This is a genomic window from Pseudomonas eucalypticola (assembly GCF_013374995.1).
Lineage (GTDB): Bacteria > Pseudomonadota > Gammaproteobacteria > Pseudomonadales > Pseudomonadaceae > Aquipseudomonas > Aquipseudomonas eucalypticola.
The window spans coordinates 4912025-4927645 of record NZ_CP056030.1; the positions used below are offsets into that span (position 1 = coordinate 4912025).

Here is a 15621-nt window from a genome sequence, read left to right on the forward strand (position 1 = left end):
CGCCATTCATCCGCCAAGTTCCCACCTGCCCCTGCCATCGGTAACGTTCCAGCACAGCGCCAGCGAGCCACACGATCATTTTCGCAACGTCAAGTTCCCTGGCCCACCCCCATTTTCATTAGCCGCGGCCGCCCTCAGGAAAAAAAAGTGAAAACTTTGTCATGGCCTGGCACGTTTGAGCACGCTTGTTGCATTCGTACCCATCCAAGTCAGCAGGCGCCCCGGGATGGGGTGACTCACGACATATAACAGCAGCTGCACGGACGCCCGAGGTGTTTCGTCAGGCAGGAGGCTAGAACTTTTTTATCTATGCCATGCCCTTGAAAACAGCGCTGTAGTTGTGCAGCTTGTTGCACCCAAGCTGTGGTTTGCGACAGGGATGGAAGTTTTTGCGACGGGCACGTAAAGAAACTGCAAGATTGAGCTGAGAAGTATCGCCCTAAAGCGTCAGCGTGATATAAGTTGCGCCGACACAAAAAGAAAGAGCCGCCCAGATAATAATTCAGGTGGGACGGCAGTACTCTTCCTAAAAACCAAAGGAGCAAATCACGATGAAAGTGATTAAGTGGAGCGCAATCGCACTGGCAGTTACCGCGGCTAGCACGCAGCTGGCCAGCGCCGCAGCATTCGTTAGCGATCAAGCGGACTCCAAGGGCTTTGTCGAAGACAGCACCCTGAACCTGCTGCTTCGCAACTACTACTTCAACCGTAACAAAACCGGCGGCGCGGTGGATGACAAAGACTGGTCCCAGGGGATTCAGGGCGTGTTCACCTCAGGCTTTACCCAAGGCACCATCGGTGTCGGTTTTGATGCCTTTGGCTACCTGGGCCTGAAACTGGATGGTGGCGCAGGCCACTCGGGTTCCGGCAACCTGACCTACGATACGTTCGTCGATGCCGACGGCGACACCGTCCCGGGCAAGAACCATGACAGCTACGGCAAAGTCGGCGCCGCGATCAAATTCCGCGTGTCCAAGACCATGCTGAAGATTGGTGACCAGCAGCCGTCCACCGCCCCCGTATTCGCCGCAGGCGGTTCGCGCCTGACGCCGCAGACCACCAGCGGTTTCTCCCTGATGAGCAGCGAGATCAAAGGCCTGGATCTGGAAGGCGGCCACTTCTATTCGGGCACCAGCCCGAACACCACCAACCGTGACGGCGAACTGTGGGCCACCTACGCCGGTGTTGCCGCGAAATCCGCTGATTACGCCGGTGGCAAGTACGCGATCAACGATAACTTCACCGCCTCGCTGTATGGCGCGAAGCTGGAAGATATCTGGAACCAGTACTACACCAACCTGAACTACGTATTGCCGCTGACCGATACCCAGGCAGTGACATTCGACTTCAACTACTACCGCACCACCGACACGGGCAGCGCGAACGCCGGCACCATCGACAACAACACGTTCTCGCTGTCCGCCGCCTACTCGTTCCTGTCGGCGCACACCGTTACCCTGGGCTTCCAGAAAGTCAACGGCGACACCCCGTTCGACTACATCGGGTTTGGTGACAAGAACAGCGGTGGCGACTCGATCTTCCTCGCCAACTCCGTTCAGTACTCTGACTTCAACGGCCCAGGCGAGAAATCGTTCCAGGCGCGTTACGACCTGAACATGGCCACCTTCGGCGTACCTGGCCTGAGCTTCATGGCCCGTTACATCCACGGTGACGACATCGACGGCACCAAAATGGCCGCTGATAGCCCGTACGCCGCCTACGGCTACGGCGCCGACGGCAAGCACCACGAAACCAACGTCGAAGCCAAGTACGTGGTACAGGAAGGCCCAGCCAAAGACCTGTCCTTCCGTATTCGCCAAGCGTGGCACCGTGGCAACGCCGACCAGGCCGAAGGCAACATCGACGAGTTCCGCCTGATCGTCGACTACCCACTGTCGATCCTGTAACCCCAGGGTCTGCTCAGCGGTATATAAAGAAGCCCGGCCCGTGCCGGGCTTCTTCATTTCAGGGACAAGGCCCTGGCCCACATGCCCTGTACGTCGCAAGGCGTGCACCGTACAATGCCCAGCCTCTATAAAATTCAGCAACAGACACGGCCTATCATGCGCACCAGTCAATATTTGCTCGCCACTCAGAAAGAAGTCCCCAACGACGCGGTCGTCATCAGCCATCAGCTGATGCTGCGCGCCGGCATGATCCGCAAGCTTGCCTCGGGCCTGTACACCTGGCTGCCGATGGGCCTGCGCGTGATGCGCAAGGTGGAAAACATCGTGCGCGAGGAAATGAACGCCGCCGGCGCCCTGGAAGTGCTGATGCCTGGCATCCAGCCTGCCGAGCTGTGGCAGGAATCCGGCCGCTGGGAACAGTACGGCCCTGAGTTGCTGCGCCTGAAAGACCGCCACAACCGCGACTTCTGCGCGGGGCCTACCCATGAAGAAGTGATCACGGACCTGGCCCGCAATGAGTTGAACAGCTACAAACAGCTGCCCATCAACCTGTACCAGATCCAGACCAAATTCCGTGATGAGATCCGCCCACGCTTCGGCCTGATGCGTGGTCGCGAATTCATCATGAAGGACGCCTACTCCTTCCACGCCGACCAGGCCTCGCTGCAGCAGACCTACGACCGCATGCACCAGGCGTACTGCAACGTGTTCACCCGCCTGGGCCTGAAGTTCCGCCCGGTGGAAGCCGACAACGGCTCGATCGGCGGCGCTGGTTCCCACGAGTTCCATGTGCTGGCCGAGTCCGGTGAAGACGACATCGTTTTCAGCGACACCTCCGACTACGCCGCCAACATCGAGAAGGCCGAGGCCATCGCGCGCGAGAAAACCCGTGGCGCCGCCACCGAGGAACTGCGCCTGGTGGACACGCCGAACGCCAAGACCATCGCCGAGCTGGTGGAAAACTTCGGCCTGGCCATCGAAAAAACCGTCAAGACCCTGATCGTTCACGCGGCCGAAGAAGGCAAGCTGATCGCCCTGGTGATCCGCGGTGACCACGAACTGAACGAAATCAAGGCCAGCAACCACCCGCTGGTGGCCAGCCCGCTGGTCATGGCCAGCGACGCCGAGCTGCGCGACGCCATCGGCGCCGGTGCCGGTTCCCTGGGCCCGCTGAACCTGCCGCTGCCTTGCATCATCGACCGCTCGGTGGAAATGATGAGCGACTTCGGCGTGGGCGCGAACATCGACGACAAGCACTATTTCGGCGTGAACTGGGAGCGCGACCTGCCGGTACCGGAAGTCGCCGACTTGCGCAACGTGGTCGAGGGCGACCCGAGCCCCGACGGCCAAGGCACCCTGGTGATCAAGCGCGGTATCGAAGTGGGCCACATCTTCCAACTGGGCACCAAGTACAGCGAAGCGATGAAGTGCCAGGTGCTGGGCGAGAACGGCAAGCCGGTGACACTGACCATGGGCTGCTACGGCATTGGCGTGTCCCGCGTGGTAGCCGCGGCCATCGAGCAGAACAACGACGCTGGCGGCATTATCTGGAATGACACCCTGGCGCCCTTCCAGATCGCCCTGGTACCGCTGCGCTACGAAACCGAGCAAGTGCGCGAGGCCACTGACAAGCTCTATGCCGAATTGACCGCCGCCGGTTATGAAGTGTTGCTGGACGACCGCGACAAGAAGACCAGCCCGGGCATCAAGTTCGCCGACATGGAACTAATCGGTATTCCGCACCGCATCGTGGTCAGCGACCGTGGCCTGGCCGAAGGCAACCTGGAATACAAGAGCCGTACCGAAGGCGAGGCCCAGGCCATCGCCGTCGCCGACGTGCTGTCGTTCATCCAGGCACGCGTGCGTCGCTGATCAGACGCGAGAAACCATGGCCAAGCGAAGTAGCGTAAAACTGAAGGGCACCGTGCTATGCGGCGCCCTGTTGCTGGGTGGTTGCGCCAACCACATGTCCCAGCGCAGCGAGCATGACGAGCGGGTCGAGCGCAAGCTGCTCGACCACAGCCTGCAAATCGACGCGGGCACTCCGGCTTCCCTGGAGCTGCCTCAGCGGCGGGTACGCATCCACGAACAGAAGACCTTCGAGGTCACCGAGTTCGAGGTTACCCGCCGTTACGACCGTTTCACGCCCTATCAACCCTGGCGGGAGGTCTACGAGATTCCGCTGGGCGCGGTGGCGGTGGTGGCCGGCGTCGGCGCCAATGTGCTGAATGTGTTCATGTTCGGGCAGCTGCCCGACAGCGTCACCAAGGACTGGATCAGTTACGGCTTCGCCGGCCTCAACCCCTTCATGAATGTGCAATCCAACGGCCGCGCCCAGCAGAACCTTGCGGGCGTGGACCAGGCGCAGAAAGACAAGCGCGTGGAAACCACGAGCCTGCCCTGGAGCGAACAGCCTGTGGAAGTCCAGTCCGGGAAGCAGACTTACGAGCTGACCACCGACAGGAATGGCGTGCTCAAGGTCAACTTGCTGGACAGCCCGTTTGCCGACCAGGACCTGAAGAACGTCAACCAGCTGAAGATCAGCGTGGAGGATGCCGACGACAACGTTCGGGCCGATGCCACCCTGGGGGTGAGCAGCGACCTGCGCGGAAAGCTGGCGCAAGCGCGGGCCTTGATCTACGACGACCTCGAAGGTGAGGACGTGAGCCAGTGGGTGCACCGGGTCAAGCGCTTGTCGGACCTGGGCATGGAGGAAGAAGCCAGCGAGCTGGAGCAAAGCCTGATCGAGCTGACCCGCAACGACCCGGAACTGCAACAGCAATTCCTGCGCTCGCTGACCCGCGACGCTGGGCGGCTAGTGGCTGACCCGGGTATGTGACCGAAGGTTGGGCGCCTTCGCTGAAGGCCCGACCGAAGCTTCCAAAAAGGCGCTGCGTGACGCCGGGCTACGTTGTACTGAACAGCTCCAGCTGCTCATGTGCACCGCGCAGATCCTGCAAGCGCACGCCTATCCCCAACAGCCGAACCGGCTTGCCACCCCGAGCCACGGCCTGGCTCAGCAGCTGTTTGTAGCTGTCCAGATCCCGCCCCGCCCCGGCCTGCTCCAGGGTGGTCTGGCTGAAGTCGTGGAACTTGACCTTTACGAACGGCTTGCCCGGCCGGTAGCTGCTATCGATGCGGGCCATCCGGCTGGCGAGGGTCTCCATCAGCTCAGGCAGTTTAGCCAGGCAGGCAGCGATGTCCGGCAAATCGGTGTCGTAGGTGTTTTCCACACTGATGGACTGGCGGCGGCTGTCGTTGTGCACCGCCCGCTCGTCAATGCCGCGCGCCAGGCTCCACAGCCGTTCGCCGAAACTACCGAATTCCCGCACCAGCGCCAGCTTGCTCCAGTCCCGTAATTCCAGGCAGGTGCCGATGCCCAGGCGTCCCAACTTGTCGGCGGTGACCTTGCCTACCCCGTGCAGTTTGCTGACCGGCAACGCCGCGACAAATGCCTCTACCTGAGGCGGCGTGACCACGAACAAGCCATTGGGCTTGCGCCAGTCGCTGGCGATCTTGGCCAGGAACTTGTTAGGCGCTACCCCCGCCGACACCGTAATGTGCAAACGCCGCGACACCTTGCGCCGAATGTCTTCGGCAATGCGCGTGGCGCTGCCGGAAAAATGCGGGCACTCGGAGACGTCCAGATAGGCTTCGTCCAATGACAACGGTTCGATCAGGTCGGTGTATTCACGGAAGATGTTGTGAATCTCCCGTGACGCTTCTTTATAAGCGTCCATCCGAGGCTTGACGATGGTCAGGTCCGGGCACAGCTTCAAGGCATGGCGCGACGACATGGCTGAGCGCACGCCGTAGGCACGCGCTTCGTAATTGCACGTGGCAATCACGCCACGACGCTCTGCGGAGCCGCCCACTGCCAACGGCTTACCGGCGAGACTGGGGTCGTCACGCATTTCGATGGCGGCATAGAAGCAGTCACAGTCGATGTGGATGATTTTGCGCTGCGTCATGACCCTGCGGTTTCTGTCTATATAAAGAGGCGATTCGTACAAGCTCCTCGCTAGTATCGCACCCGACTGGCGAGGATGGCAGGCTTGGCGCACGCCACACATTTATTTTCTCAATCGCCGAGCAGTGGTCGATAGGGCTGAAACCCACGGCCCGCCTGCCTCGCAGCCCTTTTCACGCTCGCTAACCGCTTGAACGGCAAGACTTTTCTTGAAATTAACGTTTGACAGCCTGCGGGAATTCGGTAGAATCAACCCCACAGACGCGGGATGGAGCAGTCTGGTAGCTCGTCGGGCTCATAACCCGAAGGTCGTCGGTTCAAATCCGGCTCCCGCAACCAAACATCAAAAAAGGCCAATCGAAAGATTGGCCTTTTTTGTTTCTGCCTGTATCACCTTGGCGCTTCCGCCCAGGCCGCCCTGGCCGAAATGAAAATGTTCAACGGCTTCAAACACTTGCCGCACCTGCGACAAGTCGCCACAGCAAGAAAACAAGTGTTGACACACTCAGCATCTGCTGTAGAATCCGCCCCACACAGACGCGGGATGGAGCAGTCTGGTAGCTCGTCGGGCTCATAACCCGAAGGTCGTCGGTTCAAATCCGGCTCCCGCAACCATATACGAAAGAGGCCACTCGCAAGAGTGGCCTTTTTTCGTTTGGCCGCAGAAATAATTCGGGCACAAAGCTGCCGTATCGTGGTCCACCCTTGCGTGGCCAGGTGGAAGAAACATGAAACTTCCCCTATAGATAAAGCGTCCGAGCCCGATAAATGGTCAAACGGGTTAATATATTCCGAATTATTTTTGTATAGGGATTGGTAACTTGACTGGATACCTTCATCCTGTTGCGCACAATCCACGAGGTGATTGATGCGCCCCGACTCGCCAGAACTGCCTGATACCGTGACTGCCCCACATCCGTTGAATCCCAGCAAATTGCGCTGGCTGGAACTGCTGAGCAAGTACCGCCAACCCATCGGCCTGGTCGTGACCCTGTTGCTGTTTGGCATCGCCCTGATCGCCTGCCGCCACCTGCTCAGCGAACTGGACATCTACGCGCTGCATGACTCGGTCATGAGCACCCCCACCGCTTCACTGCTGGGCGCGCTCGCCGCCGCGGCCGCCGGTTTCGTCATATTGCTGGGTTACGAATGGTCGGCCAGCCGCTATGCCGCCGTCGACCTGCCGCGCAGAACGTTGATCCTCGGCGGTTTCACCGCCTTCGCCATTGGCAATGCCATTGGCCTGTCCCTGCTGTCCGGCGGCTCGGTGCGCTACCGCCTGTATGCCCGCCATGGCATCGGTGCCGCGGAAGTGGCACGCATGACCCTGTTTGCCAGCCTGTCCCTGGGTTGCGCGCTGCCGCCGCTCGCGGCCCTGGCTACCCTCAGCAACCTGCCTGCCGCCTCCACTGCCCTGCACATGGCACCCGGGCTGCTGGGCACCATTGCCGGCACAGTCATCGCGCTGACCGTGCTGCTGGCAGCGGGCATCTATCGGCGCCGCCTGGGGGAACAGCCCATTGCCGATAACCTGCTGGTGAAGGTCGGCCGCCGCACCTTGCGCCTGCCAGGCGTGCGCCTGACCCTGCTGCAACTGGTGATCACGGCCCTGGACGTACTGGCCGCGGCCACGGTGCTGTACCTGCTGCTGCCGGAAGCCCCACCGTTCGGCGCATTTGTCTTGGTGTACCTGCTCGCCCTGGCGGCCGGCGTACTCAGCCATGTGCCCGGCGGCGTCGGCGTGTTCGAGGCTATCCTGCTGGCGGCGTTCGCCAACGAACTGGGCGCCGCCCCCCTGGCCGCCGCGTTACTGCTGTACCGCTTGATCTACGTGATGCTGCCGCTGCTGCTGGCCTGCGTGGTGCTGCTGGCCACTGAAGCCAAGCGCTTCTTCTTTGCCCAGCAGGCCATTCGAGTGGCCTCGGGCATGGCCGCCCCGATCCTGGCGTTGCTGGTGTTCCTGTCGGGCGTGGTGCTGCTGTTCTCCGGCGCGACCCCGGAAATCGATACCCGTCTGGAGCACCTCGGCTTCCTGATTCCTCACCGCCTGATCGACGCCTCGCACTTCGGTGCCAGTCTGATCGGCGTGTTGTGCCTGCTGCTTGCCCAGGGCCTGCGTCGGCGGTTGTCCGCCGCCTGGATGCTGACCACTACCCTGCTGCTGGTGGGTGCGCTGCTGTCACTGCTCAAGGGCTTCGACTGGGAAGAGGCCAGCCTGCTGATTCTCACCGCCGCCCTGCTGGCGATCTTTCGCCGCTCGTTCTACCGCCCCAGCCGCTTGCTGGAGTTGCCCTTCTCGCCGTTCTACCTGATGGCCAGCGCTTGCGTCGTGGGGGCCTCCATCTGGTTGCTGCTGTTTGCCTACCAGGACATTCCCTACAAGCATCAGTTGTGGTGGCAGTTCACCCTCGACGCCGATGCCCCGCGGGGCCTGCGCTCGGCGCTGGGCAGCGCGGTGCTGCTGGTGATCGTCGCGCTGACCTGGCTGCTGCGCACCGCTCGCCCGGTCATCCACCTGCCCGACAGCGAAGAGCTGAGCAAGGCGGCGAAGATCCTCATGACCTCCGACCAGCCGGACGGTGGCCTGGCGCTGACGGGTGACAAGGCCCTGCTCTTCCATCCCAATGACAACGCCTTCATGATGTACGCCCGCCGCGGGCGCAGCCTGGTGGCGCTGTACGACCCCATCGGCTCTACCCAGCAGCGCGCGGAAATGATCTGGCAGTTCCGCGATCTGTGCGACTTCCACCACGCGCGCCCAGTGTTCTACCAGGTACGCGCGGAGAACCTGCCGTTCTACATGGACATCGGCCTGACGGCGATCAAGCTGGGGGAGGAAGCCCGCGTCGACCTGGTGAAGTTCGACCTGGAAGCCAAGGGCAAGGAGATGAAAGACCTGCGCTACACCTGGAACCGCGGTAGCCGCGACGGCCTGTCGCTGGAGATCTACGAAGCCGGGCAAGCGCCGCTGGAAGAGCTGAAGGTGATTTCCGATGCCTGGCTGACCGGCAAGAACGTGCGGGAAAAAGGCTTCTCCCTGGGCCGGTTCAGCCCGGAGTACCTGCAGCATTTTCGTATCGCGATCATCCATTTCGAGGGACGCCCCGTGGCGTTCGCCAACCTGCTCGAGACCCACAGCCACGAGCTGGCCAGTCTCGACCTGATGCGCGCGCACCCCGAGGCACCCAAGCTGACCATGGAGTTCATGATGGTCGGCTTGATACAACATTATAAGAGTCATGGTTACGCACGCTTCAGCCTGGGCATGGTGCCGTTGTCGGGCCTGCAGCCGCGCAAGGGCGCACCGCTGACCCAGCGCCTGGGTTCGATGGTGTTCCGCCGCGGCGAGCAGCTCTACAACTTCCAGGGCCTGAGGCGCTTCAAGGATAAATTCCAGCCCGACTGGGAACCCCGTTACATGGCCGTGCCAGCCGGACTCGATCCGCTGGTGGCACTGGCTGACACTGCCGCCCTGATCGCGGGCGGCCTGACAGGATTGGTGAAACGCTGATGATTCGACGCAACTGGCGTAAATGGCTGGCGGTCGTGGTGGTAGTGATCGCTGGCGCCGCGGCGGTCTACTGGTACATGAACCGCCCCGCCCCCGCGCCCCTTCTGGAACAAGTGAAACTGGACGACGGCAATACCGCGACCCTGGTAACGCCGGGTACGCGCATCAAGGCCCGCGTGGTGCTGTCGGTGCCGGCCGAACAGGCCCTGAGCGACAAGCAACTGACCGACCTCAGCAAGGACGGCTCGGCGCAGCTGGTGCAGGTGCTGCTGGCCAAGTCCGACTGCGACGAGCAGGAGAACGACATCAAGGCCGCGACCCAACATCTGGACGGCCCTGTCACGCTCTTCAGCGGCATCGGCTCCGGTGCTGCCGAGGCCTGGGCCTGGCTGGCCAAGCAGACCGACGACAAGGCCACGGCCGTGTCGGTGGGCTTCAGCCTGGAACAGCCCGGCTGCGCTACCCCACTGCCGAAGAAAGCCGAGCACGGCCACTGGGTCGTGGCCTGGAACGACAACCCGGATGACGCCAGCGCCTCGTTCGTGCGCGACACCCCCAATGCCGAGACAAGCATCAGCGACTACGACATCCACCTGCCTCAGGTGCTGAAGAACGAGCTGACCAAACTGCTGGTAGGCGACAGCAAGGACGCCCTGAGCATGCCCGTGGTGGAAGTGCCGGCAGGCCAGGCCACCGATACCGTGACCCTGTTCCTGTCCGGTGACGGCGGCTGGCGTGACCTGGACCGCGACGTGGCGGGCGAGATGGCGAAGATGGGCTACCCGGTGGTGGGCATCGACATGCTGCGCTACTACTGGCAGCACAAGACCCCGGAGCAGAGCGCCGAAGACCTGTCGGCCCTGATGCTGCATTACCGCCAGAAGTGGGGCACCAAGCGCTTCATCCTGGCCGGTTACTCATTTGGCGCCGACGTGCTGCCGGCGACCTACAACCGCCTGCCGGCCGATGACCAGAAACGCATCGACGGCGTCCTGCTGCTGGCCTTCGCCCGCAGTGGCAGCTTCGAGATCGAAGTGGAAGGCTGGCTCGGCAACGCCGGCAAGGAAGCGCCTACCGGCCCCGAGATCGCCAAAATGCCGCAGAACAAGATTCTGTGCGTGTATGGCGTGGAAGAGGCCGACGAGACCGGTTGCACCGACGCCAAGACCTACACCGGCGAGACCTTGAAACTGCCAGGGGGCCATCACTTCGATGAAGACTACCCGGCACTGGCCAAGAAGCTGATCGATGCCATCGAGAAGCTGCAGGGCAAGCCAGCGGTGGCCAAGGCCGACTGAGCTCAACCTGGGCAATGAAAAGCCCCCGCACCGGTGAAGGTGCGGGGGCTTTTTTGTGCCTGCCGGGATCTGCTCGGGAAAAGAGCGATGCGCAGTCTTACATCTCTACCTGGGTACCCAACTCGATCACCCGGTTCACCGGCAGCTTGAAGAACCGCAGGTTGCCGTTGGCGTTCTTGAGCATGAAGGCGAACAACCCCTCGCGCCAGCGCGCCATGCCCACCAGCTTGGACGGGATGACCGTCTCGCGGCTGAGGAAGTAGGTGGTGCGCATAGGGCTGAAGTCCAGGTCGTCCAGGTGGCACAGTTTCAGCGCCGCCGGTACGTCCGGCTCGTCCATGAAACCGTAGTGCAGGATGACGCGGAAGAAGCCCTCGCCATAGGACTCCACCTCGAACCGGCGGTTGGCCGGTACCCGCGGGTCGTCTTCGTTGACCACGGTCAGCAACACCACCTGCTCGTGCAGCACCTGGTTATGCAGCATGTTGTGCAACAACGCGTGGGGCACGGCGTCGGAGCGTGCGGTGAGGAACACCGCGGTGCCCTGCACCCGGTGCGGCGGTTGCACGCGGATACTGCTGATGAAGATCGGCAACGGCAACGCGCCCTCGTCGATGCGGTCCACCAGCAGCTGCTTGCCGCGTTTCCACGTGGTCATCAGGATGAATAGCGCACTGCCGGCCAGTACCGGAAACGCGCCGCCCTGGACGATCTTGGGCACGTTGGCTGCGAAGAACATACCGTCCACCAGCAGGCACACACTCATCACCGGCACCGCGAAGAAGGGCGGCCACTTCCACATCAGCAACATCACCGCCGACACCAGGAAGGTGGTCATCAGCATGGTGCCGGTCACGGCCACGCCGTAGGCCGAGGCCAACGCGCCCGAAGACTCGAAGCCCAGCACCAGCAGGATCACGCCACACATCAATGTCCAGTTCACCGCGCCGATGTAGATCTGCCCCTGCTCGTCGCTGGAGGTATGCTGGATATGCATGCGCGGAATGTAGCCCAACTGAATGGCTTGCTGGGTCAACGAGAAGGCGCCCGAGATCACCGCTTGCGAGGCGATGACCGTCGCCACCGTGGACAAGCCGATCAGCGGCAACAACGCCCAGCTGGGCGCCAGCAGGTAGAACGGGTTGCGGGCGGCTTCCGGGTCGGCCAGGATCAGCGCCCCCTGACCGAAGTAGTTCAGCACCAGCGCCGGCAGCACCAGGATGAACCAGGCGCGGGCGATGGGCTTGCGGCCGAAATGGCCCATGTCGGCATACAGCGCTTCGGCACCGGTCAGTGCCAGTACGACCGCGCCCAGCACCGCCACGGAAATACCGAAGTGGCTGGCGAAAAAGCGCACGCCCCACAGGGGGTTGATGGCCTTGAGCACTTCAGGCTGATGGGAAATGCCATAGGCCCCCAGGATGCCCAGCACCACGAACCAGGTCACCATCACCGGGCCGAACAGTTTGCCGATACGTGCCGTGCCGTGGCGCTGGATCAGGAACAGGCCGATCAGCACCACCAGGGCCACCGGCACCACCCAATGGCTGATGCCATCGAAGGCCAGCTCCAGGCCTTCCACCGCCGACAACACCGAGACCGCCGGGGTGATCATGCTATCGCCGTAGAACAGCGCCGCGCCGATCAGGCCGCACACCACCAGCATGCCGCTCAAGCGCGGGTAGCCCGCCGATGCCCGCCGCGCCAGGGCGGTGAGCGCCATGATACCGCCCTCCCCCTGGTTGTCGGCGCGCAGCACGAACAGCATGTATTTGATCGAGACCACCCAGATCAGCGACCAGAAGATCAGGGATAGAATGCCCAGGACGCCATCATGATTGCTGGGAATCCCATAGCCACCGGAGAACACCTCCTTGAGGGTATACAACGGGCTGGTACCGATATCGCCGTAGACTACCCCGACGGCCGCCACCAGCATCGCGATCGGCTTTGCCGCCGAATGCCCTGTGCCTGCCTGACTACTTGCCTGAACCATCAACCACTCCTACAACCTTGGACTTTGGGTGTTTCAAAATGCTGCGAGACTCAACGCGGCGAAGCATAGCGCAGCACTCGTCGTATTTCCCTCCATAAAGCTGGTCAAGTGGCTTTCTCATCGCTAGAATTGCGCACTTTTTGATCAGAGGCGCGTAAAGTGCCCGTCAGGGTTGCCACGAGCAGCTCTAATTAACACCGAGGTTAGTCATGTCCACCACTCCCGCGCCGTCCGCCCCCAAGGTAGGATTTGTGTCACTCGGGTGCCCCAAGGCCCTAGTCGACTCCGAACGCATCCTCACCCAGCTGCGCATGGAAGGCTATGAAGTCGTTCCGACCTACCAGGACGCCGACGTCGTGGTCGTCAATACGTGCGGCTTCATCGACACCGCCAAGGCCGAGTCCCTGGAAGTGATCGGCGAAGCCCTGGCCGAAAACGGCAAGGTCATCGTCACCGGCTGCATGGGCGTGGAAGAAAGCGCGATCCGCAACGTGCACCCCAGCGTGCTGGCCGTGACTGGCCCGCAGCAGTACGAGCAGGTCGTGACGGCCGTGCACGAGGTGGTTCCGCCGCGCCAGGACCACAACCCGCTGATCGACCTGGTGCCGCCACAGGGCATCAAGCTCACCCCGCGCCATTACGCCTACCTGAAGATTTCCGAAGGCTGCAACCACAGCTGCAGCTTCTGCATCATCCCCTCGATGCGCGGCAAGCTGGTCAGCCGCCCGGTGGGCGACGTGCTGAGCGAGGCCGAGCGCCTGGTCAAGGCGGGCGTCAAAGAGATTCTGGTGATTTCCCAGGACACCAGCGCCTATGGTGTCGACGTCAAGTACAAGACCGACTTCTGGAACGGCCGCCCGGTCAAGACCCGCATGCTGGAACTGTGCGAGGCCCTGAGCAGCCTGGGCGTGTGGGTGCGCCTGCACTACGTGTACCCGTACCCGAACGTCGACGACATCATTCCGCTGATGGCCGCTGGCAAACTGCTGCCGTACCTGGACATTCCGTTCCAGCACGCCAGCCCCAAAGTGCTGAAGCTGATGAAGCGTCCGGCCTTCGAAGACAAGACCCTGGCGCGCATCAAGAAATGGCGCGAGCAGTGCCCGGACCTGATCATCCGCTCCACGTTCATCGTCGGCTTCCCCGGCGAAACCGAAGAAGACTTCCAGTACCTGCTGGACTGGCTCACCGAAGCTCAGCTGGACCGCGTCGGCTGCTTCCAGTACTCGCCTGTCGAAGGCGCCCCGGCCAACGACCTGGACGCCGAAGTGGTGCCCGATGACGTCAAGCAGGACCGCTGGGACCGCTTCATGGCTCACCAGCAGGCCATCAGCGCCGCGCGCCTGCAGATGAAGATCGGTAAAGAGATCGAAGTGCTGATCGACGAAGTGGACGAACAAGGCGCCGTGGGCCGCTGCTTCTTCGACGCCCCGGAAATCGACGGCAGTGTGTTCATCGAAGGCGCCGAAGGCCTGAACCCTGGCGACAAGGTCATGTGCCGCGTGGTGGATGCCGACGAGTACGACCTGTGGGCCGAACGCCTCTAAGCGCCTTGCTGCGCTGAAAAACCTGCCCCTGCGGCAGGTTTTTTTATGCCTGCACGTTGCCCGGCGGCCGCGCCCGGTGCCTGCACCGTGCAGCCTGCTGACGCGGCCTGAGGGCCACTGCTACAGTTAAGGGAGGATCAAGGAGCGACCGACATGGGCAAACATTTGCTGGTACACACCCCCCGCGCGAACGACTACCCGGAGCTGACGCAGGTCTGGGAAGCCTCGGTGCGGGCCACGCACCATTTCCTTCCTGACAGCTACATCACCCTGCTGCGCGGCCTGGTAGAGAAACACTACCTGGATGCGGTGATGCTGATCTGCTGCAAGGACGCGCGCCAGCGCATCACCGGCTTCGCCGGGGTGGCGGCGGGCAAGGTCGAGATGTTGTTCATTCACCCCGACTTCCGCGGCCAAGGCATTGGCACGCGCCTTCTGGACTTTGCCTTCGACCACCTCAACGCCGACCAGTTGGACGTCAACGAACAGAATGAACAGGCCTTCGGCTTCTACCTCAAGCAAGGCTTTGAAGTGATAGGCCGCTCCGAAGTCGATGGCATGGGCCAGCCCTACCCGCTGCTGCACCTGCGCCGTGCCCAGCGACAATCTGCACGGGCTTAACGGGCGCAGGGCGGTTACACTAGCGCCCTTCTTTTGTCACGGCCCCTGTCATGTCTGATCCCATTCGCCTGTCCAAACGCCTCATCGAACTGGTGGGTTGCTCCCGCCGCGAGGCCGAACTGTTTATCGAAGGGGGCTGGGTGACGGTGGACGGTGAAGTCGTCGACGAACCGCAGTTCAAGGTCGACACCCAGGTGGTGGCCCTGAGCCCCGACGCCAAGGCTGAACAGCCAGAGCCAGTGACGCTGTTGCTGCACCAGCAAGCCGGCCAATCGCTGGAACAGGCCCAGGCCGACCTGGTGGCTGCCAACCTGTCGCCGGAGCACAGCTACAGCAAGCGCCCGCTCAAGGGCCACTTCCTGCGCCTGACCTGTGGTGCCGAGCTGCAGCCGGGCGCCAGTGGCCTGCAGGTATTCACCCAGGACTGGAAGATACTGCGCAAGCTGACCGCCGACGCCGCCAAGATCGAACAGGAATACGTGGTTGAAGTCAGCGGGCAAATGTCCGAGCACGGCCTCAACCGCCTGGCCCACGGCGCAACCTACAAAGGCAAGCCGCTGCCGGCGGTCAAGGCCAGCTGGCAGAACGAAACGCGCCTGCGCATCGCCATGAAGAACCCGCAGCCGGGCATCATCGCGCTACTGTGTACCAGTGTCGGCCTCACCGTGGTAGGCATGCGCCGCATCCGCGTGGGCGGCGTGTCCCTGGGCAAAGTCCCGGCGGGCCAGTGGCGCTATCTGGCCGGCAACGAAAAGTTCTGACCCTCTTATT

General features: G+C 62.3%; 10 protein-coding genes and 2 tRNA genes. 10 read left to right on the plus strand and 2 right to left on the minus strand.

The annotated features are described in order from the left end of the window. Nucleotides 1-551: 551 nt before the first annotated feature. From HWQ56_RS21830 to HWQ56_RS21840, 3 genes are all read left to right on the plus strand, one after another. Nucleotides 552-1907, plus strand: a complete 1356-nt coding sequence (locus HWQ56_RS21830; RefSeq protein ID WP_158156970.1) for an OprD family porin — start codon at nucleotides 552-554, stop codon at nucleotides 1905-1907. Nucleotides 1908-2063: 156 nt separating this feature from the next. Continuing rightward, entirely contained in the window at nucleotides 2064-3779 is a 1716-nt protein-coding gene (locus HWQ56_RS21835; RefSeq protein ID WP_158156968.1) for a proline--tRNA ligase, read from the plus strand. A gap of 16 nt (nucleotides 3780-3795) precedes the next feature. After that, nucleotides 3796-4746 (plus strand): hypothetical protein, encoded by a 951-nt coding sequence (locus tag HWQ56_RS21840; protein WP_158156966.1) that lies wholly within the window; start codon nucleotides 3796-3798, stop codon nucleotides 4744-4746. A 67-nt stretch (nucleotides 4747-4813) separates the two neighbouring features. Here the strand turns inward: HWQ56_RS21840 and dinB are convergent, their stop codons facing one another. Further along, nucleotides 4814-5878 (minus strand): DNA polymerase IV, encoded by a 1065-nt coding sequence (gene dinB / locus HWQ56_RS21845; RefSeq protein ID WP_158156964.1) that lies wholly within the window; start codon nucleotides 5876-5878, stop codon nucleotides 4814-4816. 261 nt (nucleotides 5879-6139) lie between these two features. On the opposite strand from dinB, the gene HWQ56_RS21850 reads away from it, so the two are divergent. From HWQ56_RS21850 to HWQ56_RS21865, 4 genes are all read left to right on the plus strand, one after another. Then, nucleotides 6140-6216, plus strand: a tRNA-Met gene (locus HWQ56_RS21850). Nucleotides 6217-6415: 199 nt separating this feature from the next. After that, a tRNA-Met gene (locus HWQ56_RS21855) sits at nucleotides 6416-6492 on the plus strand. A 253-nt stretch (nucleotides 6493-6745) separates the two neighbouring features. Then, nucleotides 6746-9388 carry a bifunctional lysylphosphatidylglycerol flippase/synthetase MprF gene (mprF, locus tag HWQ56_RS21860; RefSeq protein WP_158153530.1) on the plus strand — a complete coding sequence of 881 codons (2643 nt, stop codon included), beginning with the start codon at nucleotides 6746-6748 and terminating at the stop codon, nucleotides 9386-9388. Then, nucleotides 9388-10686: a virulence factor family protein gene (locus tag HWQ56_RS21865; protein ID WP_158153531.1), complete on the plus strand. Its 1299-nt coding sequence runs from the start codon at nucleotides 9388-9390 to the stop codon at nucleotides 10684-10686. The genes mprF and HWQ56_RS21865 overlap by 1 nt, the downstream gene beginning before the upstream one ends. Before the next feature lie 97 nt (nucleotides 10687-10783). On the opposite strand, the gene HWQ56_RS21870 is transcribed toward HWQ56_RS21865, so the two are convergent. Continuing rightward, entirely contained in the window at nucleotides 10784-12682 is a 1899-nt protein-coding gene (locus tag HWQ56_RS21870; RefSeq protein ID WP_176571764.1) for a potassium transporter Kup, read from the minus strand. A gap of 209 nt (nucleotides 12683-12891) precedes the next feature. On the opposite strand from HWQ56_RS21870, the gene rimO reads away from it, so the two are divergent. From rimO to HWQ56_RS21885, 3 genes are all read left to right on the plus strand, one after another. Then, nucleotides 12892-14229 (plus strand): 30S ribosomal protein S12 methylthiotransferase RimO, encoded by a 1338-nt coding sequence (gene rimO, locus HWQ56_RS21875; RefSeq protein ID WP_158153533.1) that lies wholly within the window; start codon nucleotides 12892-12894, stop codon nucleotides 14227-14229. 153 nt (nucleotides 14230-14382) lie between these two features. Then, on the plus strand, nucleotides 14383-14850 hold the full coding sequence (locus HWQ56_RS21880) for a GNAT family N-acetyltransferase (RefSeq protein WP_176571765.1): 468 nt from the start codon (nucleotides 14383-14385) through the stop codon (nucleotides 14848-14850). A 50-nt stretch (nucleotides 14851-14900) separates the two neighbouring features. Continuing rightward, nucleotides 14901-15611 (plus strand): rRNA pseudouridine synthase, encoded by a 711-nt coding sequence (locus HWQ56_RS21885; RefSeq protein ID WP_176571766.1) that lies wholly within the window; start codon nucleotides 14901-14903, stop codon nucleotides 15609-15611. Nucleotides 15612-15621 lie beyond the last annotated feature (10 nt).